Here is a 23,863-nt window from a genome sequence, read left to right as displayed (position 1 = left end):
GTTGTCCACAGGCTCCGGACGGGTCCGGCGGCATGGCGTACGGTGCGGCGCATGGCAAGTGTGCTCGTGGTCGAGGACGACCAGTTCGTACGCTCGGCGCTCATCCGGCAGTTGACCGACGCCGCCCACACGGTGCGCAGCGTCGGCACGGCGCTGGAGGCGCTGCGCGAGGTCGCCCACGTCCGTTTCGACGTGGTCGTCCTGGACCTCGGACTGCCCGATCTGGACGGTTCCGAGGCCCTGAAGATGCTCCGGGGCGTCACCGACGTGCCGGTCATCATCGCCACCGCCCGGGACGACGAGGCCGAGATCGTCCGGCTGCTCAACGCCGGGGCGGACGACTATCTGACCAAGCCGTTCTCCGTCGAGCACTTGTGCGCCCGGATGGCGGCCGTGCTGCGCCGGGCCCGGGCGGGCGGCGGGGAGGCGCCGGCCTCGCCCGTGCTCCGGGTCGGCGGCCTGACGGTGGACCCGCTGCGCCGCCAGGCCGAACTCGACGGCGTCCGGCTCGACCTCACCCGCCGCGAGTTCGACCTGCTCGCCTTCCTCGCCGCCCGGCCCGGGGTCGTCGTCGCGCGCCGGGAACTCCTCGCCGAGGTCTGGCGGCAGGCCTACGGCGACGACCAGACCATCGACGTTCATCTGTCCTGGCTCCGCCGCAAACTGGGCGAGACGGCCGCCCGCCCGCGCTATCTGCACACCCTCCGCGGCGTCGGCGTCAAACTCGAACCCCCGGCACCGGAAAGCCCCCTGCCCGAGCCACCGGCACCGGCCGGCTCTGTGCCCGCACCTCCGACGCCCCGACACCCCGTGCCCGAGCCCCCGCCGTCCTCGCAGACCATCCCCGAGCCCTCGGCCCCCGGACCGGCCATGCCCGCCCCGACGGGGCCCTGGCCGGCCATGTCCTACCCGCCGGTGTCCCGGCCGGATGAGTCCCAGCCTCCTGCGTCCTGGCAGGCATGCCCCGAGCCCTCGGCGCCCGGACCGGCCATGCCCGCCCCGACGGTGCCCTGGTCAACGGAGCCTCAGCCGCCGGTGTCCCGGCCGACCGCGCCCGATCCCTTCGCGCCCGACCCTTCCGTACCCGGCCGCTCCATGCCCGGCCCCTCCGACCCCCGCCCCTCCGCCCGTGTGCCCCGTGTGCCCCCGTACCCCTTCGGCGGCGGGCCGCGATGAGGTGGGCGCTGGTCAAGGTCTGTCTCGCGGTGACCACGATGGTCGTCGTCGCCTTCGCGGTCCCGCTCGGCCTGGTCGTCAAGGAGATGGCCCGTGACCGCGCGTTCTCCAACGCCGAGCGGGAGGCCGCCGCGGTCGCGCCCGCGCTGTCCATCACCACCGACCGGGGCCAGCTGGAGCGGGTCGTGGCCTCGGCCGGCGCCGGCTCCCGGATGGCCGTCCACCTGCCCGCCGACGGCGGCCGGGCCGCGCTGGACCTCGGCCGGCAGCGAGCCGCCGCCCGGGACATCCGGGCCGTCCGCGGACTCGGCCGGGCCTCCACCACCACCGTGCCCGGCGGCTCCACCCTGCTCCAGCCGGTCGCCCTCGGCTCGGGCGCGATCGCCGTGGTCGAGGTGTACGTCCCCGAGTCCGAGGTGACCAACGGCGTCGGCACGGCCTGGGCGGTGCTCGCCGCCGTCGGCCTGGCGCTGATCGTCGGCTCGGTGGCCGTCGCCGACCGGCTCGGGGTACGCATGGTGCGCCCCGCGCGCCGGCTGGTGGAGGGCGCGCAGGAACTGGGCGAGGGCAAGCTGGGCGCCCGGGTGCCCGAGGACGGCCCGACCGAACTGCGTTTGGCCGCCAGCGCGTTCAACGCCATGGCCGACCAGGTCGTCCGGCTCCTCGCCAACGAACGCGAGCTGGCGGCCGACCTCTCGCACCGGCTGCGCACCCCGCTCACCGTCCTCAGGCTGAACGCGGCCTCCCTCGGCGGCGGACCGGCCGCCGAGCAGACCCGGGCCGCCGTCGCCCAGCTGGAGCGCGAGGTCGACACCATCATCCGCACCGCCCGGGAGGCCAAGCCGCAGACGGCCGCCGCCGGGCCCGGCGCCGGCTGCGACGCGGCCGAAGTGGTGCGCGAGCGCATGGAGTTCTGGTCCGCGCTGGCCGAGGACGAGGGCCGTAAGTGGCGGGTGGCCGGGGTGGACCGGCCGGTGCGCGTCCCCGTCGCCCGCGCCGACCTGGCCGCCGCCCTCGACGCCCTGCTCGGCAATGTCTTCCGGCACACCGCCGAGGGCACCGCCTTCGCGGTCGACGTGCACAACGGCGAGGACGCGGTGATCGTGCTCGTCTCCGACGCGGGTCCCGGCATACCCGACCCGCGGGCCGCGATGGCCCGCGGCCGGGGCTCCGGGCACACCGGCTCCACCGGGCTGGGCCTGGACATCGTCCGCCGGCTCGCCGAGTCCACCGGCGGGGATGTGCGCATCGGCTCCTCGGTGCTGGGCGGCACGGAGGTGCGGGTCTGGTTCCAGCAGGCCGGCCGGCAACCGGTGGGCCGCGGCCGGAGAGGGGCCGTGCGCAGGCGCCGGCCGGGCAAATCGGTCTTGGCCTTTAACCGTTCCCGATCGCTTCCTTAAGCGAACCCTAAGACCCGCGACGGGCGCCCCGGACAAGCGGTTTGTCCGTTTCCGGGTCGCTAGCGTGCTGCCGCACCCCACCCCCGTGAACAGCGAAGGCAGGCACGCGCATGAGCACGCACCGGCGCAGGATCAGTGGCAGGAACAAGGCGATAGGCGGCCTGCTGGCCGCGGCCGTGATCGGCGGCGGCGCGCTCCTGCTCACCGGCACCGCCAACGCGGCCGGGGTGAACGCCGCGTACACCAGGACCAGCGACTGGTCCACGGGCTACACCGCCCAGTACGTCGTCACCAACAACACCGGCCAGACCGAGAAGACCTGGACGCTGGAGTTCGACCTGCCCGCGGGCGCCACGCTCTCCTCGCTCTGGAACGGCGAGTCGAGCGTCAGCGGCCGGCACGTCACCGTGAAGCCGGCCGTCTGGGACACCGCCGGGCTGGCCCCCGGCAAGTCGGTGACCGTCGGCTTCGTGGTCAGCGGCGGCGGCGACCCGGCCGGCTGCCGCATCGACGGCGCCCAGTGCTCCGCGGACGGCGGCGCCACCCCCGAGCCGAGCGGCCGCCCGACCCAGACCACCCCGGCCCCGGACCCCACCCCCACCAGGACGGCCACGCCGACGCAGACCGCCACCCCGGCCCCCACCCCGTCGCAGAGCACCGGCACCGGAACCGGCGGCACCGCCCCCGCCGGCTTCGCCCCCTACGTCGACACCTCCCTCTACCCGGCCTTCGACCTCCTCGCCGCGGCCGACGCCACCGGCGTGAAGAACTACAACCTCGCCTTCCTCACCGACGGCGGCGGCTGCACCCCCAAGTGGGGCGGCGTCACGGACCTCACCGGCGACGGCGTGGCCGCGCAGATCGGCGCGCTGCGCGCCAAGGGCGGTGACGTACGGGTCTCCTTCGGCGGCGCCTCCGGCTCCGAGCTGGCCACCACCTGCTCCTCCGCGGACGCGCTGGCGGCGGCGTACGGCAAGGCGGTCGACGCCTTCCAGCTGACCAAGGTGGACTTCGACGTCGAGGGCGGCGCGCTGCCCGACAAGGCCGCCAACACCCGCCGCGCCCAGGCCATCGCCAAGCTCCAGGCCCGGCACCCCGGCCTGGACGTCTCCTTCACCCTCCCGGTGATGCCCGAGGGCCTCACCCAGGCCGGCGTCGACCTCCTCGCCGACGCCAAGGCCAACGGCGTGCGGATCGGCGCCGTCAACATCATGGCCATGGACTACGGCGCCTCGTACGGCGGGGACATGGGAACCTACGCCGAGCAGGCCGCGACCGCCACCCAGGCCCAGGTCAAGAGCGTGCTGGGGCTGTCCGACGCCGCCGCCTGGAAGGCCGTGGCCGTCACCCCGATGATCGGCGTCAACGACGTCTCCTCCGAGGTCTTCAAGGTCGAGGACGCCACCCAGCTGGTGAACTTCGCCAAGTCCAAGGGCCTCGGCTGGCTGTCCATGTGGTCCGCCACCCGGGACAAGAGCTGCGCGGGCGGCCCCAAGCCCGCCGCCGACCCCACGTGCAGCTCCGTCGCCCAGGACCCGTACGCCTTCTCGAAGGCGTTCGGCGCCTACAAGTGACCGACCCCCACGGGCGTACCCGCCCCGGCCGGACGGCTCCGCCTCCGGCCGGGGCGGGTCCGGTTCAGGAGGCCAGCGCCGACGCGGCGCCTTCGTGCAGCAGGTCCCGCAGGTCGCGTGCCTCGTCCGCGCCCAGCCCCTCGTACAGGGCGAGGGCCTCCCGCCAGCAGGACTCGGCCCGGCCGGACTGGCCGAGCCGGCCGAGCGCGCGGCCCAGCAGCGTCAGCGCGTTCGCCCGCCACACGTCCCCGCCGACCTCGTCCAGCGGGATCAGCGCGGCCTCGGCTGAGGCCGCGGCAGCCGCCGGGGCGTCCTGGGCGAGGTGGATCTCCGCCATCCGGTAATGGGCCATGCTCTGCCAGAACAACTGCCTGCCGCCCCGGAACACCTCCAGCGCCTCGCCGAGCAGGCGCAGCGCGGCGGCCGGCTCTCCGGTGGCGGCCGACGCCAGCGCCAGGGCGTAGCGCGCGTTGGCCCCGCGCAGGGCGTGGCCCATCGCGTCGTACATCTCCATCCCCTGCCGGGCGAGCCGGACGGCCTCGTCGGGGCGGCCGGCCGCCATGCGGAGGCGGGAGAGGAGGGACAGCGCCATCGCCTCGCCGGGCCGGTCGCCGCAGGCGCGGAAGCCGTCGGCCGCGTGGGCCAGATACCCGTCACCGTCCGCGAGCCGGCGCTGGTACTGCGCGATGACGCCCCGCCGGTAGCAGGCCCAGGCCGTGGTCAGGGGATCGGTGCCGGTGCTCAGCTCGACGGCCCGCGCGGCGGCCCCGTCCGCTTCCTCGAACCGGCCGCTGATCACATGGGCGTGCGCCACCGTGACCAGCGCCCGCGCCTCGGCCCGCCGGTCGCCGGCCGCGCGGGCGGCGTCGCACAGGGCCAGGGCCGTCTCCTCGTACGCCCGCGCGCCGCTGCCCTCGGACAGGTCGAGCGCGGCCCACAGCGTGTCCACCGCGCGGCCGAGCAGCGGCGGCCGCGCCGACTGGCGTACCACGGAGAGCAGGGATCCGGCCTCCGCGTACAGCCAGTCCTGGGCTTCCCGCGCGCCGGTGAAGGACAGCCCGGGCCGTCCGGCGTCGTGCAGATGCTCCACCAGCCGGTCCCCGGGCCGTTCGACCGCGTACGCCCGGGTGGCCGTGGCCAGGTGGAAGTCCAGCAGACGGGCGAGGGAAGCCTCCCGTTCGCCGGGCCCCTCGTCCCGCTCCGCGCAGGCACGCGCGAAGAGGCGGACCAGATCGTGCAAGCGGTAGCGGCCGGGCGCGGCCGACTCCAGCAGGGAGGTGTCGACCAGGGACTCCAGCAGATCCTCGGCGTCCTCGGCCGGGAGGTCCAGGACCGCCGCCGCCGCGGCCAGGGAGATGCCCGGGCCGTCGGCCAGGCCGAGGAGGCGGAAGGCGCGGGCCTGGGCCGGCTCCAGCTGCCCGTAGGCGAGTTCGAACGTGGCCTTGACCGCGAGGTCGCCCGCCTGGAGTTCGTCCAGCCGGCGCCGTCCGTCGGCGAGCTTGGCCGCCAGCACCGAGACCGTCCAGGTGCGGCGGGCCGCCAGGCGGGCGGCGGCGATACGGATGGCCAGGGGCAGGTAGCCGCAGGCCGCGACCACCTCCATGGCCGCCTCGCGCTCCGCCCGCACCCGCTCCTCGCCCACGATCCGCGTGAACAGGGCCAGGGCCTCCTGCGGGGACATGACGTCCAGGTCCACCAGATGGGCGCCCGCCAGGTCCAGCATGCGCACGCGCGAGGTCACCACGGCCGCGCAGCCGGGGGTGCCGGGCAGCAGCGGGCGTACCTGGGCCGCGTCCCGGGCGTTGTCCAGGACCACCAGGACCCGCCGGCCGCGCAGCAGCGAGCGGTACAGCGCCGCCCGCTCCTCCGCCGAGTCGGGGACCGCCGCATCCGGGGTGCCGAGCGCGCGCAGGAACGAGCCGAGCACCGTGGCCGGTTCGGCGGGGTGCCGCCCCGCGCCCTGGAGGTCGGCGTACAGCTGCCCGTCCGGGAAGGCGTCGCTCGCCCGGTGCGCCACCTGCACCGCCAGTGCCGTCTTGCCGACCCCGCCGATGCCCGTGAGGGACGACACGGCCATCACCTCGCCCTCGCCCGACGCGAGCACGTCGTGCAGCTCCTCCACGAAGGCGGTCCGGCCGGTGAAGTCGGGTACAGACGCGGGCAGTTGAGCGGGCACGACGGGCAGGGCGGCCGGTCCGGTCACCGGGGCCGAGGGCGCCGAAAGGGCCGGGTCGGCCTGGAGGATGCGCTGCTGGAGGTAGCTGAGGCCGGGACGCGGGTCGACGCCGAGTTCCTCGGCCAGGAGGCGGCGGGTGTCCGCGTACACCGCGAGGGCCTCCGCCTGCCGGCCGCTGCGGTACAGCGCCAGCATCAGAAGTTCGCGCAGCCGTTCGCGCAGCGGATGGGCCGCCGTCAGCGCGGTCAGCTCGGCCACCGCCTCGGCGTGCCGGCCCTGCTCCAGGTCCAGGTCCAGGCGGGACTCGATGAGTTGCAGCCGCCACTCCTCCAGGCGGGCCCGCTGTGCCTCCGCGTACGGGCCGGGCACGCCGGCCAGCGGCTCGCCGTCCCACACCGCGAGCGCCCGGCCGAGGACGTCCCGCGCCTGGTCCAGGTCTCCGGCGGCGCGGGCCCGCTCCGCCTCCTCCGCCAAGCGCTGTGCGGTCCATAGGTCGACGGCGCCCTCGGGCAGCGCGCTGATCGCGTATCCGCCCGAACGGCTGACCACGACGTCGGAGCCCAGCACCTTCCGCAGCCGGGAGGCATACGTCCGCACGACGGGCAGCGCCGACGCGGGCGGTTCGGCACCCCACAGGGAGTCGATCAGCTCGGCGGCGGTCGCCGTGCGGCCCTCGCGCATCAACAGGGCTGCCAACAGGGCCCGTTGGTAGGGGCTCCCCGTGGGCAGGGACTCCTCGCCCCGCCAGGCGCGCACCGGGCCGAGGAGGGAGAACCGCAGTTCTGCGTTACCGGATACCGATTCACGCATGACGCCCCCTTCCCGCAAGTCAGGGTAACAACCAGCGTGGATGGCGCATATATCGTTCGTATATCTCGGCGCGCGACTATCGGACGAGCAGTCTTCCGCGACTTGCCCAGTCCGGAGCTGACCTGAGCGGGGGGAACCCAGGGGTGGCTCCCTGGGACCCCTGCTCCTTCGTTGTCTCGGCCAACTCTGGCCCACGGGGCTTGGTTTGAGCTACCGTCATATCACCGGCGCCTTTCCGTGACTGTCCATGTCCCCCGCCAAGGGACGCGTATGGCCTGCTCGCGGCGGGGCCGGCACCGGACTGGGCATGTCGCACAGAGAAGAGCGCCGTATGCACTCGATGAGTCCTGCTGTCCTGCTCTCGGCCGGAGTCGTGGTGACTCTGGCCTATTTCGTCCTCGTGGCCTATCTCGCCCGGGCCCTGAAGTCGGCACACCGGCTGCCCGTGGTGATCGCGGCGCTGACCGGGCTCGTCGGAGCCCTCCCGGCCATCCTCTACGCGCTGTACTCCGCGCTCAAAGTGATCGCCTGACGCCCGGCGTCCCCCACCGGGGACGACGAAGGGCGCGGCCCGCCCCCCACGGCAGGCCGCGCCCTTCGGGCCGAACGGCCCACCCCCACGGCAGGCCGGGTCCTTCGAGCTAGACCGCCGGCACCGGCGGCAGCGCCCCGCTGCGGGCCGCCTCGCCGTACCAGCGGGCGCTCGACTTCGGCGTCCGCTCCAGCGTCGCGTAGTCCACGTAGACCGCGCCGAACCGCTTGCCGTAGCCGTACGCCCACTCGAAGTTGTCCATCAGCGACCACAGGTAGTAGCCGCGTACATCGGCGCCGTCGGCGATGGCCCGGCGCACCTCCGACAGATGGCCGTGCAGGTAGGCGATGCGCTCGGGGTCGTGGACGCGGCCGTCGGGGTCGGGCTTGTCGTCGTAGGCCGCGCCGTTCTCGGTGACGTACAGCGGCAGGCCCGGCGCCTCACGGGTGTAGCGCATGATCAGGTCGTACAGGCCCGTCGGGTCGATGGTCCAGCCCATCTCCGTGCGCTCGCCCGGCGTCTGGTGGAAGACGATGTCGTCGGCGCACGGCCAGGGGGAGTGCTCGCCGCCGCCGTGCCCGTCCAGCCGGGGCCCCTTCACCTCCCCGGACGCGGCCGAGACCAGCGCCGGCGTGTAGTAGTTCAGGCCCAGCGCGTCCAGCGGCGCGTTGATCGTGCGCAGGTCGGTGTCCTGGACGTGACTCCAGTCCGTCACCGCGCGCGTGGCCTCGAACAGCGTCTCCGGATACGCCCCGTGCAGCATCGGGCCGTGGAAGACCCCGTTGGCCAGATCGTCGATGCGGCGGACGGCGGCCAGGTCGGCCGGGTCCTGGCTGAACGGGCGCACCACCGAGGAGTTGAGGCTGACCGCGATCCGGTTGTGGGCGGGCATCGCCGCGCGCAGGGCGGACACGGCCAGTCCGTGCCCGAGGTTCAGGTGGTGCGCGGCGCGCAGGGAGGCCGCCGGGTCGGTGCGGCCGGGCGCGTGCACCCCGGATCCGTAGCCCAGGAAGGCGCTGCACCAGGGCTCGTTGAGGGTGATCCACTGCTCCACCCGGTCGCCGAGCGCCTCCCCGACCAGCCGCGCGTACTCGGCGAAGCGGAACGCGGTGTCCCGCTCCGGCCAGCCGCCCGCGTCCTCCAGCTCCTGCGGGAGATCCCAGTGGTAGAGCGTGATCGCCGGCTTGATGCCGTGCTCCAGCAGCTCGTCCACCAGCCGGCGGTAGAAGTCCAGGCCGCGCTGGACCACCGGGCCCCGGCCCGTCGGCTGCACCCTGCTCCAGGACACGGAGAAGCGGTACGCGGTCAGGCCCAGCTCCGCCATCAGCGCCACGTCGTCGCGGTAGCGGTGATAGTGGTCGACCGCGACGTCCCCGGTCTCACCGCCGGCCGTGCGGCCCGGCGTATGGCTGAAGGTGTCCCAGATCGACGGGGTGCGGCCGTCCTCCCCCGCCGCCCCCTCGATCTGGTACGCCGAGGTCGCGGCGCCCCAGAGGAAGGCGGGCGGAAAGGTCTGTGTCATCGGTTCGGGCATGGAGGCTCTCCCAGGGGTCGAGTGCACGCATTATGCATGGGAGCGCTCCCACGATGGAAGGGGGAGGTGCGGTGGTGCGAGGCGACAGGGGGGCGTGCGGGGGTGCGACGCCATGGGGGGCGTGCGGGGGAGCGGTGTGGCGGACGGTCCGTCAGGCGGACTCCCGCACCACCAGTTCCGTCGGCAGCACCACCCCGCGCTGCCCGGTGCCGCGCTGGGCGATCTCCTCCAGCAGCAGGCTCGCCATCGTGCGGCCCATCTCCGCCAGCGGCTGGCGGACGCTGGTCAGCGGCGGGTCGATGTGCCGGGCCACGATGGAGTCGTCGAAGCCGACCAGCGCCACGTCCCCGGGTATCCGGCGGCCCGCCGCGCGCAGTTCCTGCACCGCGCCGGACGCCATCACGTCGGAGGCGGCGAAGACGGCGTCGAGATCCGGGCGCCGGCGCAGCAGTTCCCGCATGGCCGCGCGTCCGCCCTGCTCGGTGAAGTCGCCCGCCGCGATCAGCTCCTCGGCGACGGGGACCCCGGCGTCGCGCAGCGCGTCCCGGTAGCCGTCGAGCCGGGCCCGCGCCGCGTCCATGTCCAGCGGGCCGGTGATGGTGGCGACGGCCCGCCGCCCGCCGGCCAGCAGGTGCCGTACGGCGAGCCGGGCGCCGCCCCGGTTGTCCGCGCGGACATGGCCGAGCCGCTCCGCCTCGCCGCGGCGCCCGGCGAGCACGGTCGGCACGGCCAGTTCCGCGAGCCGGTCGGGCAGGGTGTCCTCGGCGTGCACCGCCATCAGCAGCACCCCGTCCACCCGCTGCGCGGCCAGGTAGCCGGCCAGTCGGCCGTACTCGGTCTCGTCGCCGGTGAGCACCAGCAGCAACTGCATGCCCGCGCTGGAGAGTCCGGCGGACACGCCCAGGATGATCTCCGAGAAGTACGGCTCGGCGAACAGACGGCTCTCGGCGTCGGGCACCACCAGCGCGACCGAGTCCGTGCGGCGGGTGGCCAGCGAGCGGGCGGCGCGGTTGGGGACGTAGCCGAGTTCCGCGATCGCCCGCTCGACGGCCGCCCGGGAGCGGTCGCTGACCTTGGGGGAGCCGTTGATGACCCGGGAGACCGTGCCGCGGCCCACGCCGGCGCGGGCGGCCACGGCGTTCAGGGTCGGTCGCCGCACGTCCACCGGCCGGGGCGGCTGCGGCTGTTCGGCAGGGCTCATCGTTCACCTTCCGGCGGTCCGGGTCGGGGGCGCTTCATTCTGGCCCAGGATTTCCGGCAACCACCCCGCGACGGCGGGCGGATGCCCGTAGGAAGCCGCCGGTCCCGCCGGTGACCTGGGACGACGCCGGCCGGACCGTGCCCTGCCGAGGTGAGCGGGGCGACACGTTCCCGTGACGTACGGAACACGCTTGCGCAACAACGCCGTCTTCAAGTCTTGACACCCGGCCCCGGCACGGACGAGTCTTCCGGCATGCCGCGTGGGAGCGGTCCCACGGGGTGACCGGGGCTCTCTTCCGTTCGGACGAAACCACCCATGGCCTTCCCCTCTACCTTGCATGGCACACCGTTGACCAGCACGTTTCCATCGCACACCGTGTGCTGTTGGCTAGCCGCTGCTCGATCCGAGAGGGCAGGTCCGGACCGCCCGGCCCGGCGGTCCGAATCCTGAGGTCCCGTTCCCCACTGGAACAAGGAGTAGTGGAATGCGCATCACCCGTACCGGCGGTGGCCACGGCCGCAGAGCGGCGATCACGGTCACGACGGCCCTGACCGCCTCCGCCCTGCTGCTGACCGGTTGCAGCAGCGACGACGGCGAGGCGGGCAGCACGGACGCCAACGGCAACATCACCCTCACGGTGGCCGACTACGGGCAGTTCGGCTACAAGGAAGCCAACCTGTTCGCCAAGTACCACGAGCTGCACCCGAACATCACGGTCAAGGAAGAGACCACCGCCAACGAGCAGGACTACTACCCGAAGCTCCTTCAGCAGCTGAACACGGGCAGCGGACTGGCGGACGTCACCGGTATCGAGGTCGCGCGCATCAAGGAGGTCGTGGACACCCAGGCGGACAAGTTCACCGACCTCGGCAAGACCGTCAACGTCGGCGACTGGGTGTCCTGGAAGGCGAAGCAGGCCACCGCCAAGGACGGCTCGGTGATCGGCGCCGGCACCGACATCGGCCCGATGTCCCTGTGCTACCGCAAGGACCTCTTCGAGAAGGCGGGCCTGCCCACCGACCGCGAGGCCGTCGCCAAGGCCGTCGCCGGCGGCTGGGAGGACTACCTCAAGCTCGGCGAGCAGTACCAGAAGAAGGCGCCCTCCGGCACCTACTTCATGGACTCCGCCTCCGCGATGTACAACGCGGTCGTCTCCTCCTCCACCCAGCAGTACTACGACGCCGACGGCGAGGCGGTCTACAAGGACAGCCCGTCCGTCAAGCAGGGCTGGAACCTGGCCGCGGAAGCCGCCCAGAAGAAGCTCACCCAGGGCCTGCCGCAGTTCACCGACGCCTGGACCGCGGCCCTGCGCAAGGGCAGCGTCGCCACCGTGGCCTGCCCGGCCTGGATGGCCGCCCAGATCTCCACCAACTCCGGTGACGCCTACAAGGGCAAGTGGGACATCTCCCGCGCGCCCGGCTCCACGGCGGCCAACTGGGGCGGCTCCTTCCTGACCGTTCCCAAGAGCGGCAAGCACGTCAAGGAGGCCACCGAGCTGGTCAAGTGGCTGACCGCGCCCGAGCAGCAGGCCGCGGTGTTCAAGGCCGCCGGCATCTTCCCGTCCAACCAGAAGGCATACGACCTGCCCGACGTGAAGAACGCCAAGCTCCCGTACTTCAGCGACGCCCCCATCGGCCAGATCTTCGCCGAGGAGGCCAAGACCATCCCCGAGGCGGTGCTCGGCCCGAAGGACGGCGTCATCAAGGACACCATCTCCAACCAGATCAACAACATGGAGAAGCGGGGCACCGACCCCGACGACGCCTGGAAGGCCGCGACCGAGACGCTGGACAAGGCGCTCGGCTGACCGGCCCGGGTGCGGGCGGCCCCCGAGCCGCCCGCACCCCGCCCGTACGGGCACCCCGCCCCCGCCGCCGGCAGCGCAGACCGGCGCGCGGCACGGGGACCCCGGACCGGTCGTCGAACTCCCGCCGGGCCCGGCCTCCGGGCCGGCGGCGGGAGGCGCGGCGACAGGACCCGGGCCCGGGCGGGTGAGTGCCCGACGACGTGGAGCGGCGCCCGGCCCAGGGTGCCGCCGCCACGGCGTCACCGGCGGGGACCGGCGGCCGACGGCCGGGTTCCGCCCCCTACGCACGTCAGGCCGCGGCACGGGTCGTCCGCCACCGTACCGATCCGCGCGGGGAGCGGCGGACCGGTCCCGGTCCGGACCGCGCCGTACGCCCCACCGGCCGAAACCTTCAGGGAAGGACTCCCTCCGTGGCAACGACAACCCCCGCCCGGGGTGCCTACACCCCGCCGTCCGGCGGCTCCGGTGCCGCGTCGAACGGACGCGGCACATGGCGCAGCCGGCTGTGGCGCTTCGACGACAAGGCGTCGCCGTACGCCTACATCGCCCCCTTCTTCCTGATCTTCGGCGCCTTCGGGCTCTATCCGCTCCTCTACACCGGCTGGATCGCCCTGCACCGGGTGGAGATGACGGGCCTCGACCAGTCCGAGTGGGTGGGCTTCGACAACTTCTCCAGGATCCTCCAGGACGCCGAGTTCTGGACGGCCGTCTTCAACACCTTCGTCATCGGTGTCATCTCCACCGTGCCGCAGCTGCTGGTGGCCCTGGGCCTCGCCCATCTGCTCAACTACAAGCTGCGCGCCAGCACCTTCTGGCGGACCGTCATCCTCACCCCGTACGCCACCTCGGTCGCCACGGCGGCCCTGGTCTTCGCGCTGGTCTTCCGCGCCGACGGCGGCATCCTCAACTGGGTGCTGCACTTCTTCGGCGTGGGCGACATCGACTGGGGCGAGGGCACCTGGACCTCCAAGATCGCCATCTCGGTCATCGTGATCTGGCGGTGGACCGGCTACAACGCCCTGATCTACCTGGCCGCGATGCAGGCGGTCCCCACCGATCTGTACGAGGCCGCCTCCATCGACGGGGCGTCGCGCTGGCAGCAGTTCCGCAAGGTGACCATTCCCTCGCTGCGGCCGACGATCCTGTTCACCATCGTCATCTCGACCATCGGCTCGATGCAGCTGTTCGGCGAGCCGCTGCTGCTCCAGGGCGGCACCCTCGGCTCGATCGGCGGCAGCGAGCACCAGTACGAGACGCTCAGCATCTACCTGTTCAACTACGGCTGGAAGCTGGGGCATCTGGGACCGGCGGCGGCCGTGGCCTGGGCCATGCTCGTCCTGCTGCTGCTGATCGCCCTGATCAACTGGATCGTCGGCCGGTTCGTGCGCAAGAACGCGGCCTGACGGGAGCGACATCGATGACCACGACCAGTCCCACCAAGACCGAGGCGCTGGACCTCCTCCAGACAGCGTCTCCCCCCACCCCCGGCAGGGGCCGCAGCCGGCTCCGCCTGGGCGCCGGCCAGCAGTTGCGGGGCGGCCCGTTCACCTACGCCGCCCTGATCGTCGTCGGGCTCGGCTCGATCTTCCCGCTGTACTGGACGCTGGTGGCCGCCTCGCACGACCAGCAGCGGGTCCTGGACAGCCCGCCGCCGCTGCTGCCGGGCGGCAGACTGGCGAGCAACCTCCAGGCGGCCTGGGAACAGGCGCACCTGGGCAAGGCCATCGTCAACAGCGTGCTCGTGGCCGGCAGCATCACCGTCGCCACCCTGTTCTTCTGCACCCTCGCCGGTTACGCCTTCGCCAAGATGCGCTTCCGCGGCCGGAACGTGCTGATGACCGCGGTCATCGCCACCCTGACCATCCCGCCCCAGCTCAGCGTCGTCCCGCTGTTCATGATGATGGCGGACATCGGGTGGGGCGGAAAGCTGGAGTCGGTGATCTTCCCGACCCTGGTCGGCGCGTTCGGCGTCTTCTTCATGCGCCAGTACCTGATCGAGGCGCTGCCGTACGAGCTGATCGAGGCGGCCAAGGTGGACGGGGCGAGCAACATCCGCATCGTATGGAGCGTGGTGCTGCCCGTGGCCCGGCCCGCGATGATGGTGCTGGGCATGCTCACCTTCGTCCAGGCCTGGAACGACTTCTTCTGGCCCTTCCTCGCGCTGAACCAGCAGGACCCCACCATCCAGGTGGCGCTCGGCCAGCTCAGCGCCTCCTACACGCCCGACCAGAGCATCGTCATGGCCGGCGCGCTGATCAGCACCCTGCCGCTGCTGCTCGTCTTCGTGATCTTCGGCAAGCAGATCGTCGGGGGCATCATGGCGGGCGCGGTCAAGGGCTGACCCCCGGCCGCGGGATCCGCCCCGCCGGACCGGCCCACCACGGGCCGGCCCGTGTCCCACCGTCGGCGCGCCCGACGCGCCGGCCCACCCCTCGTGCCCGGTCCGGTACCGCCCACCTCCTCATCCGCCCCGCAGCGGGCCGTACCGGACCGGACACCACCCGGCCCCGCCGGGGCCGTACCGAACGCGACGACCACCGCCCGGCCACGGCCGCGCCGCCGGCCCCCGCACCGCGTACCGGACCGCCGCACCCGGACGGGCACGGCCTCGTCCCCGTCCGCACCGCGGGCCGCGACGCCCGTACCGCACCGTGGCGGGGCAGACCCGAGGCCGGGCCCCGCCCCGCCCGCGACCGGCTCCCGCACGGCCGGGCCGCCGTCCGTCATCCGTTTCTCTTCGCCTTTGGGAGCGCTCTCACCATGACCGCCGTACGCCCCGAGACCACCGCTCTGCCGGCCTCGGACACCTCCTTCCCGACCGGCTTCGTCTGGGGTGCCGCCACCGCCGCCTACCAGGTGGAGGGCGCCGCCACCGAGGACGGCCGCACCCCCTCCATCTGGGACACCTTCAGCCACACCCCCGGCAAGGTCCGCAACGGCGACACCGGTGACATCGCCGCCGACCACTACCACCGGTTCCGCGACGACGTGGCCCTGATGAAGGAACTCGGCCTCAAGGCCTACCGGTTCTCCATCTCCTGGCCCCGGGTCCAGCCCACCGGCCGGGGCCCCGCCGTCGAGCGCGGCCTGGACTTCTACCGCCGCCTGACCGACGCCCTCCTGGAGGCGGGCATCACCCCGGTCGCCACCCTCTACCACTGGGACCTGCCGCAGGAGCTGGAGGACGCGGGCGGCTGGCCGCACCGCGACACCGCCCACCGGTTCGCCGACTACGCCACCCTCGCCGCCCGCGCCCTGGGCGACCGGGTCGGGATGTGGACGACCCTCAACGAGCCCTGGTGCTCGGCGTTCCTCGGCTACGGCTCCGGCGTGCACGCCCCCGGCCGGACCGACCCGGCCGCCACCCTGCGCGCCGCCCACCACCTGAACCTGGGCCACGGCGAGGCCGTCGGCGCCCTGCGCGCGGCCCTGCCCTCCTCCGCGCAGGTCTCCATCACCCTGAACCTGCACCAGGTGCGCCCGCTCACCGACAGCCCCGAGGACGCCGAGGCCGCCCGCCGCATCGACGCCGTCGGCAACCGGATCTTCACCGGCCCCCTGCTCGACGGCGCCTACCCCGAGGACCTGCTGCGCGACACCGCGCACGTGGTCGACTGGGACGAGCTGGTGCGCGCCGGGGACCTCGCGGAGATCTCCCGCCCGCTCGACGTCCTCGGCGTCAACTACTACGCGCCGACCGTGGTGTCGCTGCCCGCCGACGGCGCCGCCAGCACCCGCAACGACGGCCACGGCGCGAGCGACCACTCCCCGTGGACCGGCTCCGAGCAGGTCGCCTTCCACCTCGCCAACGACGACCTGACCGCCATGAACTGGTCCATCGACCCGAGCGGACTGCACACGCTGCTGACCGAGATGTCGGCCCGGCACCCCGGACTGCCGCTGATGGTCACCGAGAACGGCGCCGCCTTCGACGACTACGTCTCCCCGGAGGGACGCGTCGAGGACCCGCAGCGGATCGCCTACCTCCACTCCCACCTGGACGCCGTCCGCCGGGCCATCGCCGACGGAGCCGATGTGCGGGGCTACTTCCTGTGGTCCCTGCTGGACAACTTCGAGTGGTCCTACGGCTATTCGAAGCGCTTCGGCGCCGTCTACGTCGACTACCCCACCCAGCGCCGCATCCCCAAGGCCAGCGCCCGCTGGTACGCCGAGGTGATCCGGAACAACGCCCTGCCCGCCTGATCGCCCGTCGCCGCCCGCGGAATCGAAGGCGCCGCCGTCACGCTGTTACATTCCTGGCCTGACGGCGGTGAACGGAAGGCGGCGACCATGGCAGGCAACGGTGTGAGGGGCCGGGGCGGCCGGCGGCCGACCCTGGAGGAGGTCGCCGCCCGGGCCGGGGTCGGGCGGGGCACGGTCTCCCGGGTGATCAACGGCTCGCCCCGGGTCAGCGACGCCACCCGCGCCGCCGTCGAGGCGGCCGTCGCCGAGCTGGGCTACGTCCCCAACACCGCCGCCCGCGCCCTCGCGGCCAACCGCACCGACGCCATCGCGCTGGTCGTCCCCGAGCCGGAGACCCGGTTCTTCGCCGAGCCCTACTTCTCCGACATGCTGCGCGGGGTCGGCGCGGGACTGTCCGACACCGAGATGCAGCTGCTGCTGACCTTCGCGGGCAGCGACCGGGAGCGGCAACGGCTGGCCCAGTACCTGGCCGCCCACCGGGTGGACGGCGTCCTGCTGGTCTCGGTGCACGCCGACGACCCGCTGCCCGATCTGCTGGCCGAGCTGGAGATCCCGGCCGTGATCAGCGGCCCGCGCTCGGCGGCCGAGTCGCTCACCTCGGTGGACTCCGACAACTACGCCGGCGCCCGCGCGGCCGTGGAACACCTGCTGTCCCGGGGCCGCCGCCGGATCGCGCACATCACCGGCGCGCTGGACGTCTACGGCGCCCAGCGCCGCGCCGACGGCTACCGCGACGCCCTCGCCGACGCGGGCCGCCCGGCGGACGAACTCCTCATCGAACCGGGTGACTTCACCGAGGAGGGCGGCCGGCGCGCGATGTCCACCCTGCTGTCCCGCCGGCCGGACCTGGACGCGGTCTTCGCGGGCTCGGACGTGATGGCGGCGGGCGCCCGCCAGGTGCTGCGCGAGGCGGGCCGGCGGATCCCGGAGGACGTGGCGCTGGTCGGCTACGACGACTCGGCCATCGCCCGCCACATGGACCCGCCGCTCACCAGCGTCCGGCAGCCCATCGAGGAGATGGGCCGCGCGATGATCGACCTGCTTCTCGCGGAGATCGCCGGCCGGGGCCCGGGACCGGCCCGGGAGGCGGCCCCCCGCCGGGCGGTGCTGCCGGTTCAGCTGGTGGTGCGGGCGTCGTCGTGACACGGCCCACCGGCCGGGCCGCACGGGTCCCGGCCGGTGGGGGAGCGCGAGGGAAGGACGTGACGGAAAAACGAATCAGCCGGTGACCCGTCTTCCGACGGAGTCACCGGCTGATCACTCAGGGTGAGTGACGGGACTCGAACCCGCGACATCCTGGACCACAACCAGGTGCTCTACCAGCTGAGCTACACCCACCACGACCGGCGGTGGAACTTGTCGTTTCCCCGACCGGCCGAGAAGAAGTCTACAGGGTCTTCAGGGGTGCTCGCGCACACGTTTTCGCGCGGGCGGCCGCGGGGCGGCTACGGCGCGGGTACGACGTGCCGGGCGGCGATCTGCCGGGCGGTGTCGGAGTCCGGGCCGGGCTGGGGCACGAAGATGGCCTCGCGGTAGTAGCGCAGCTCGGCGATCGACTCGCGGATGTCGGCGAGGGCCCGGTGGTTGCCGTTCTTCTCCGGGCTGTTGAAGTACGCCCGCGGGTACCAGCGGCGGGCCAGCTCCTTGATGGAGGAGACGTCGACGATCCGGTAGTGGAGGTAGTCCTCCAGGGTCGGCATGTCCCGCAGCAGGAAGCCGCGGTCGGTGCCCACGGAGTTCCCGCACAGCGGGGCCTTGCCGGGCTCCTTCACGTGCTCGCGCACATACGCCAGCACCTGCTCCTCGGCGTCCTGAAGGGTCGTGCCCCGCTCCAGCTCCTCGAGCAGCCCGGACGCGGTGTGCATCTGACGCACCACCTCCGGCATCGTCTCCAGCGCTTGGGCCGGCGGACGGATGACGATGTCCACTCCCTCGCCGAGTACGTTCAGCTCGGAGTCGGTGACGAGGGCGGCCACCTCGATGAGAGCGTCGTCGGACAGCGAGAGGCCGGTCATCTCGCAGTCGATCCACACCATGCGATCGTTCATGCGACCACCCTAAAGCGCACCTGAGCTTTTTACGTGCCCCTGTGCCGCGCGAGAGAAGGGGGCGGGACCTGCCCGCCCCCCTCCGTCGTGCTCAGTTACCGCTGCGCGGGCCCGGCAGCAGACCCACCGCGCCGGCCGGGGCGCGGCGGCTCTGGAGCGGTACTCCGCCTTCGCGGTGCTCGTGGAGCAGCGCGGGGGCGGGGCCGCTCACCGGTCCCGGGCCGGACAGCCCCGCGGGGGCGCCCTGCTGGCCGGTCACCGGCACCGCCGGCTCCGGCTCGCCCGGCCTGTCGCCCTGCGGCCTGCGGGCCCGGTAGGCGGCCCGGTAGGCGGCGGGGGAGGAGCCGAGCTGGCGGCGGAAGTGGCCGCGCAGGGCCACCGGGGAGCGGAAGCCGCAGCGGCCCGCCACCTCGTCCACCGAGTAGTCCGACGTCTCCAGCAGCCGCTGCGCCTGGAGCACCCGCTGCGTGATCAGCCACTGCAGCGGCGCGCTCCCGGTGAGCGAGCGGAACCGGCGGTCGAACGTGCGGCGGCTCATGTAGGCGCGTGCCGCCAGCGTCTCCACGTCGAACTGCTCGTGGAGGTGTTCCAGCGCCCAGGCGACGACCTCGGCGAGCGGGTCGGCGCCGATCTCCTCGGGTAAAGACCGGTCGAGGTAGCGCTCCTGGCCTCCCGACCGGCGCGGCGGGACGACCAGGCGCCGGGCGAGCGCGCCGGCCGCCTCGTTGCCGTGGTCGGTCCGCACGATGTGGAGGCAGAGGTCGATCCCGGCCGCGGTGCCCGCCGACGTCAGCACATCGCCGTCGTCGACGAACAGCTCCCGCGGATCGACGTGCACCGACGGATAGCGCTTGGCCAGCGTCGGCGCGTACATCCAGTGGGTAGTCGCCGGGCGGCCGTCCAGCAGGCCGGCCGCCGCGAGCACGAAGGCGCCGGTGCACAGCCCGACGATGCGGGCGCCCTCCTCGTGCGCCCGGCGCAGCGCGTCGAGCGCCTCCTCCGGCGGCGGCGAGGTGATCGACCGCCAGGCCGGCACGACGACCGTCCCGGCACGGGAGATCGCCTCCAGCCCATGCGGTGCGGTGAGTTCCAGGCCCCCGGTGGTCCGCAGCGGGCCTTCCTCGCCCGCGCACACCAGCAGCCGGTAGCGCGGCACGCCGGCGTCCTGGCGGTCGATGCCGAACACCGAAAGCGGAATGGAACTCTCGAAGATGGGACCGCCGCTGAACAGCAGCACCGCGACGATTTCCTTACGGCGTCGCCCGGACAGTTTCCGGGCTGCGGCATCCTGCGCGGCAGTGGAGTCGTGGCTCATACTGCTAAGCCCCCCTCGGTGGTCGCGGCTCCTCGGTTGTGTCGCTCCTGCACGTTTCCCCTCGGTCCTGCACGAGTCCCCCGCCGTAAAGAAGTCAAGATCGAATTTACTGGTTCCCGCGATCACGCGGTGGCCAGTTCGACACGCCGGACATTGTCGACATGACAACTTGGCGTGAAGCATTCGATCACGAAGCGTTGCACTCACGAGGCGTGCAGGGAAGTGCGCCTTGTCGTCGTGGCCAAACCGCGTAGGGTGCACGGCGGCCCGCAGACCCTTTCCTTGCAGGTGGAACGGGGATTGGGGGGTGGGTCGGGGCCCTCTTGGGCGATATCCAGAAGTTGGCTGAAAAGCAGCGGTCGGAGGCGCGAAAACAGGTCAGTCGACCGGTGTCTGGCCCCGGGTGTGACGTCCGCCTCTTTGCGCGGCGCAACGCGCCGCGCACCGCTCCGACCGGCGCAACAGCAGCCCGCAGACGGCCGTGACGGCGGTGAGACCCAGTGCGGTGCCGACGGCGCCGGCGAGCGCGGTGCCGTACCAGAGCAGGACGACCGGTACGACCACGCAGCTGAAGGCTGCCCACCGGATCACCTCGCCGACGGGGTCCGGCGCGGGGCGGGGGTCGCCGCTGGATCGGGGACCGGGCATCTCGTACTCCCTGTGGCGGTGGATCACCCCGGTTCAACGCGCGTTCGACCGGCCGGTCACCGACCGTACATCTGTGAACGGTGTGCAAACCGCCTGTACGGGGCAGCAACCATTGCGTTACGGGCGCGGCTCGTGCATGCTCCGGTGAACCCCTGCGGATGCCGGGGGGAACCGCTTACGGAGCGTGCGCGGGATCTGGGCTCAGGAGGCGTGCCGCCGTACCCTTGGGGGTATGGGCTTGGGAAGATGTTTCCCGGACACAGCTCCGCCGCACACTGTCGTCCCTCCCCATAAAGGATCACAACGCCGAGACAGCCATGGCCGGTCACGAATTCTTCGAACCCGCGGACCGCAAGCGGCCGGTCGCCGACCCCACGGCGGCCGATCCCCTGGCGGCGGAAGAGCCACGTCCTTCCTGCGACCCCGCCTTCCGGCACGGAGTCGTCGTCGGCTTCGACGGCTCCACCTCCAGTGAGCGCGCCCTCGCCTACGCGATCGGCATGGCCCACCGTTCCCGCTCGGGCCTGATCATCGTCCATGTCGCCAACCGGTTGCCCACCACCGTGTGGGCCGGCTGCGAACCGCCCGTCTTCGTCGATGTGCCGGACCACCGCACCGAGGTCCTGGGGCTCGAACTGGCCTGTGCGGACTATCTGGCCGAGGTGCCGTGGATCCTGGTCGAGCGGGGCGGGGACATCTGCCACGAACTCGAAGAGGTGGGGCGGGAGTACGAGGCCGACGCGATCGTGGTCGGCTCCACGCACGGCATCGTCGGCCGGATCTTCGGCTCCGTCGCCGGACGCCTCGCCAAGCGGGCGCGCCGGCCCGTGATCGTCATTCCCTAGCACATCCCACACCCCCTCAACTCCCTTGGCGCACAGGCGAACTACTGGCGCGTAGCAGGTGTTCCGGCCCTGGTGGAGGGCATATACCGGGCACCGCACCACGGCACCACCGCACCTGCACGAAGGGAGCCCGCCGTGCACAACGACGTCTCCGCGGGAAACGTGACCACCGCCGTGGCCGGCCGGCTGGCCCTCGCCCTGACCCTCCTGGCGTTCGGGCTCGGCACGACCGGCGTCATCCACGGCGTGGGCGCCTCCGACACCGTCACCGTGGCCCACTACGTCGGCGGGGTCACCCTCTTCCTCGTCGGCCTGCTGGCCCTGCACGACGGCGCCGCCGCCTCCGGCGCGGGGTATGTCACGCTCGGCGCCCTGTGGTTCGCCTGGGCCGTGTCGGACCGCGGACCGGCCAACGCCGCCGGGCTCTTCCTGCTGCTGTTCGCGCTGGTCGCGCTCACCCTGACCCTCACCGGCCGGGACGCCCTCGGCCGGCTGCTGTACGGGCTGCTGTTCCTGTCCATGCTGGTGTTGGCCGTCGCGGCCTTCGCCGGCAGTTCCGTGCTCGCCCGGGCCGGCGGCTGGGTGGCCGTCGCCTCGGGGGCGGTGGCCTGGTACGCGGCGACGGCGGCGCTCGCGCACTGGCCGACGGTGGTGTCCCGGCGTGCCGCGGGCCGGGGGGTGACGGCCACCGGTTGAAGTCGAGCGGCATGAGAAGGACCCCCGCGTGCCCGGTGGCACACGCGGGGGTCCGTTCTGCGGCCGTGCCTACTCGACCGTGACCGACTTGGCGAGGTTCCTCGGCTTGTCGATGTCCCGGCCGAGCGCCTTCGCCGTGTGGTAGGCGAGGAGCTGGAGGGGGATGCCCATCAGGATCGGGTCCAGCTCGTCCTCGTTCTTCGGGACGATGATGGTCTGGTCCGCCTTCTCCTGGTGCTGGTGGGCCACCGCCAGGATCTTGCCCTCGCGGGCCTTGATCTCCTCCAGGGCCGCGCGGTTCTTCTCCAGCAGGTCGTCGTCGGGGACGATCGCGACCGTGGGCAGGGCCGGCTCTATGAGGGCCAGCGGGCCGTGCTTCAGCTCGGAGGCGGGGTAGGCCTCGGCGTGGATGTAGGAGACCTCCTTGAGCTTCAGGGAGGCCTCGCGGGCCACCGGGTAGCCCCGGACGCGGCCGATGAAGAGCATCGAGCGGGCGTCGGCGTAGCTCTCCGCCAGCCGCTTGATCTCCTCCTCCTGCTCGAGGATCTCGGCGATCTGCCCGGGCAGCTTGCGCAGGCCCTCGATGATCCGCTTGCCGTCGCGGACCGACAGGTCGCGGGTGCGGCCCAGGTGCAGCGCCAGCAGGGCGAAGGCCACCGTGGTGTTGGTGAAGCACTTGGTGGAGACGACGCAGACCTCGGGGCCGGCGTGGACGTAGACGCCGCCGTCGGCCTCGCGGGCGATCGCCGAGCCGACCACGTTGACCACGCCGAGGACCCGCGCGCCCTTGCGCTTCAGTTCCTGCACGGCGGCCAGGACGTCGTAGGTCTCACCGGACTGGGAGACGGCGATGTACAGGGTGTCGGGGTCCACGACCGCGTTGCGGTAGCGGAACTCGGAGGCCGGCTCGGCGTCGGCGGGGATGCGGGCCAGCTCCTCGATCATCTGGGCGCCGATCATGCCCGCGTGGTAGGAGGTGCCGCAGCCGAGGATCTTCACCCGGCGGATCCGCCGGGCCTCGCGGGCGTCCAGGTTGAGGCCGCCGAGGTGCACGGTGGAGAACCGGTCGTCGATCCGGCCGCGCAGCACCCGGTCCACGGCGTCGGCCTGCTCGAAGATCTCCTTGTGCATGTAGGTGTCGTGGCCGCCCATGTCGTACGACTCGGCCTCCCACTCCACGGTGGTGGGCTCGGCGGTGGTGCGCGTGCCCTCGGTGGTGTAGGTGCGGAAGTCGTCGGCCTTGAGGGTGGCCATCTCGCCGTCGTCGAGGGTCACTATCTGGCGGGTGTGGGTGACCAGCGCGGCGATGTCGGAGGCGACGAACATCTCCTTCTCGCCGATGCCGAGGACGACCGGGGAGCCGTTGCGGGCCACCACGATCCGGTCCGGGAAGTCGGCGTGCAGGACGGCGATGCCGTAGGTGCCCTCGACCAGCCGGACCGCCTGGCGGACCTTGTCCTCCAGCTTCTCGGCCTGCGAGCGGGCGATCAGGTGGGTGAGGACCTCGGTGTCGGTCTCGGAGAGGAACTCGACACCGTCCGCCTCCAGCTTGCGGCGCAGGTCGGCGGCGTTGTCGATGATGCCGTTGTGGACGACGGCCACCTTCTGGTCGGCCGACATGTGCGGGTGGGCGTTCACGTCGGAGGGGGCGCCGTGGGTGGCCCAGCGGGTGTGGGCGATGCCGGTGGTGCCCTTGAAGCGGGCCGGGACCCTGGCCTCCAGGTCGCGCACCCGGCCCTTGGCCTTGACCATCTTCAGACCGGGCGTCTTCGGGGAGGTGACGACGATGCCCGCGGAGTCGTAGCCCCGGTACTCCAGGCGCTGGAGGCCCTCCAGGAGGAGGGGGGCGACATCACGCTTCCCGATGTAACCGACAATTCCGCACATATATAGAGGTA

General features: G+C 72.9%; 17 protein-coding genes, 1 tRNA gene and 1 pseudogene. 11 read left to right on the top strand and 8 right to left on the bottom strand.

All coding sequences use genetic code 11. The features are described 5' to 3' along the window. Positions 1-51: 51 nt before the first annotated feature. The 3 genes and pseudogenes from IE251_RS18815 to IE251_RS18805 form a co-directional block, all read left to right on the top strand. Positions 52-744 (top strand): annotated as a pseudogene (locus IE251_RS18815) (response regulator transcription factor); the annotation flags it as partial. A 428-nt stretch (positions 745-1,172) separates the two neighbouring features. Further along, entirely contained in the window at positions 1,173-2,576 is a 1,404-nt protein-coding gene (locus IE251_RS18810; protein WP_189754146.1) for a sensor histidine kinase, read from the top strand. 110 nt (positions 2,577-2,686) lie between these two features. Next, positions 2,687-4,150, top strand: coding sequence for a glycoside hydrolase family 18 protein (locus tag IE251_RS18805; RefSeq protein WP_189754145.1), 1,464 nt, complete (start codon positions 2,687-2,689; stop codon positions 4,148-4,150). A 64-nt stretch (positions 4,151-4,214) separates the two neighbouring features. On the opposite strand, the gene afsR is transcribed toward IE251_RS18805, so the two are convergent. Next, positions 4,215-7,136, bottom strand: coding sequence for an SARP-family global regulator AfsR (gene afsR, locus IE251_RS18800; protein ID WP_189754144.1), 2,922 nt, complete (start codon positions 7,134-7,136; stop codon positions 4,215-4,217). Positions 7,137-7,476: 340 nt separating this feature from the next. Between afsR and IE251_RS18795 the strand changes: the two genes are divergently transcribed. Next, positions 7,477-7,668: a hypothetical protein gene (locus IE251_RS18795; protein WP_229896839.1), complete on the top strand. Its 192-nt coding sequence runs from the start codon at positions 7,477-7,479 to the stop codon at positions 7,666-7,668. 109 nt (positions 7,669-7,777) lie between these two features. Here IE251_RS18795 and IE251_RS18790 read toward each other — a convergent pair whose 3' ends face one another. Together IE251_RS18790 and IE251_RS18785 are read right to left on the bottom strand one after the other, a co-directional pair. Beyond that, positions 7,778-9,202: a GH1 family beta-glucosidase gene (locus IE251_RS18790; RefSeq protein WP_189754143.1), complete on the bottom strand. Its 1,425-nt coding sequence runs from the start codon at positions 9,200-9,202 to the stop codon at positions 7,778-7,780. Between the two features lie 151 nt (positions 9,203-9,353). Beyond that, positions 9,354-10,403 carry a LacI family DNA-binding transcriptional regulator gene (locus tag IE251_RS18785; protein WP_189754142.1) on the bottom strand — a complete coding sequence of 350 codons (1,050 nt, stop codon included), beginning with the start codon at positions 10,401-10,403 and terminating at the stop codon, positions 9,354-9,356. Positions 10,404-10,887: 484 nt separating this feature from the next. Here IE251_RS18785 and IE251_RS18780 point away from each other — a divergent pair, with 484 nt between their 5' ends. The 5 genes from IE251_RS18780 (at position 10,888) to IE251_RS18760 (ending at position 17,556) form a co-directional block, all read left to right on the top strand. Continuing rightward, positions 10,888-12,210, top strand: a complete 1,323-nt coding sequence (locus IE251_RS18780) for an ABC transporter substrate-binding protein (RefSeq protein ID WP_189754141.1) — start codon at positions 10,888-10,890, stop codon at positions 12,208-12,210. A gap of 410 nt (positions 12,211-12,620) precedes the next feature. Next, entirely contained in the window at positions 12,621-13,613 is a 993-nt protein-coding gene (locus IE251_RS18775) for a carbohydrate ABC transporter permease (RefSeq protein ID WP_189754140.1), read from the top strand. A 14-nt stretch (positions 13,614-13,627) separates the two neighbouring features. Then, positions 13,628-14,551 (top strand): carbohydrate ABC transporter permease, encoded by a 924-nt coding sequence (locus IE251_RS18770; RefSeq protein WP_189754139.1) that lies wholly within the window; start codon positions 13,628-13,630, stop codon positions 14,549-14,551. Between the two features lie 419 nt (positions 14,552-14,970). Then, complete coding sequence (locus IE251_RS18765) at positions 14,971-16,413, top strand: GH1 family beta-glucosidase (RefSeq protein WP_189754138.1); 1,443 nt, start codon at positions 14,971-14,973, stop codon at positions 16,411-16,413. Between the two features lie 87 nt (positions 16,414-16,500). Then, on the top strand, positions 16,501-17,556 hold the full coding sequence (locus IE251_RS18760) for a LacI family DNA-binding transcriptional regulator (RefSeq protein ID WP_189754137.1): 1,056 nt from the start codon (positions 16,501-16,503) through the stop codon (positions 17,554-17,556). Positions 17,557-17,678: 122 nt separating this feature from the next. On the opposite strand, the gene IE251_RS18755 is transcribed toward IE251_RS18760, so the two are convergent. From IE251_RS18755 to IE251_RS18740, 4 genes are all read right to left on the bottom strand, one after another. Next, a tRNA-His gene (locus tag IE251_RS18755) sits at positions 17,679-17,751 on the bottom strand. A 107-nt stretch (positions 17,752-17,858) separates the two neighbouring features. Next, positions 17,859-18,461 (bottom strand): oligoribonuclease, encoded by a 603-nt coding sequence (gene orn, locus IE251_RS18750; RefSeq protein ID WP_189754136.1) that lies wholly within the window; start codon positions 18,459-18,461, stop codon positions 17,859-17,861. Between the two features lie 91 nt (positions 18,462-18,552). Next, entirely contained in the window at positions 18,553-19,776 is a 1,224-nt protein-coding gene (locus tag IE251_RS18745; RefSeq protein WP_189754135.1) for a helix-turn-helix domain-containing protein, read from the bottom strand. Positions 19,777-20,154: 378 nt separating this feature from the next. Beyond that, positions 20,155-20,424 (bottom strand): hypothetical protein, encoded by a 270-nt coding sequence (locus IE251_RS18740; protein WP_189754134.1) that lies wholly within the window; start codon positions 20,422-20,424, stop codon positions 20,155-20,157. 317 nt (positions 20,425-20,741) lie between these two features. Here IE251_RS18740 and IE251_RS18735 point away from each other — a divergent pair, with 317 nt between their 5' ends. Then, the gene (locus IE251_RS18735; RefSeq protein WP_030782457.1) at positions 20,742-21,269 is read left to right on the top strand and encodes a universal stress protein; all 528 of its coding nucleotides are present in this window, start codon (positions 20,742-20,744) and stop codon (positions 21,267-21,269) included. A gap of 135 nt (positions 21,270-21,404) precedes the next feature. After that, positions 21,405-21,965, top strand: coding sequence for a GPR1/FUN34/YaaH family transporter (locus IE251_RS18730; protein WP_189754133.1), 561 nt, complete (start codon positions 21,405-21,407; stop codon positions 21,963-21,965). A 69-nt stretch (positions 21,966-22,034) separates the two neighbouring features. Here the strand turns inward: IE251_RS18730 and glmS are convergent, their stop codons facing one another. Next, entirely contained in the window at positions 22,035-23,852 is a 1,818-nt protein-coding gene (glmS, locus tag IE251_RS18725; RefSeq protein WP_189754132.1) for a glutamine--fructose-6-phosphate transaminase (isomerizing), read from the bottom strand. Positions 23,853-23,863 lie beyond the last annotated feature (11 nt).

The organism is Streptomyces eurythermus (assembly GCF_014649115.1).
Lineage (GTDB): Bacteria > Actinomycetota > Actinomycetes > Streptomycetales > Streptomycetaceae > Streptomyces > Streptomyces eurythermus.
This window is presented reverse-complemented; position numbering and strand designations above follow the sequence as displayed.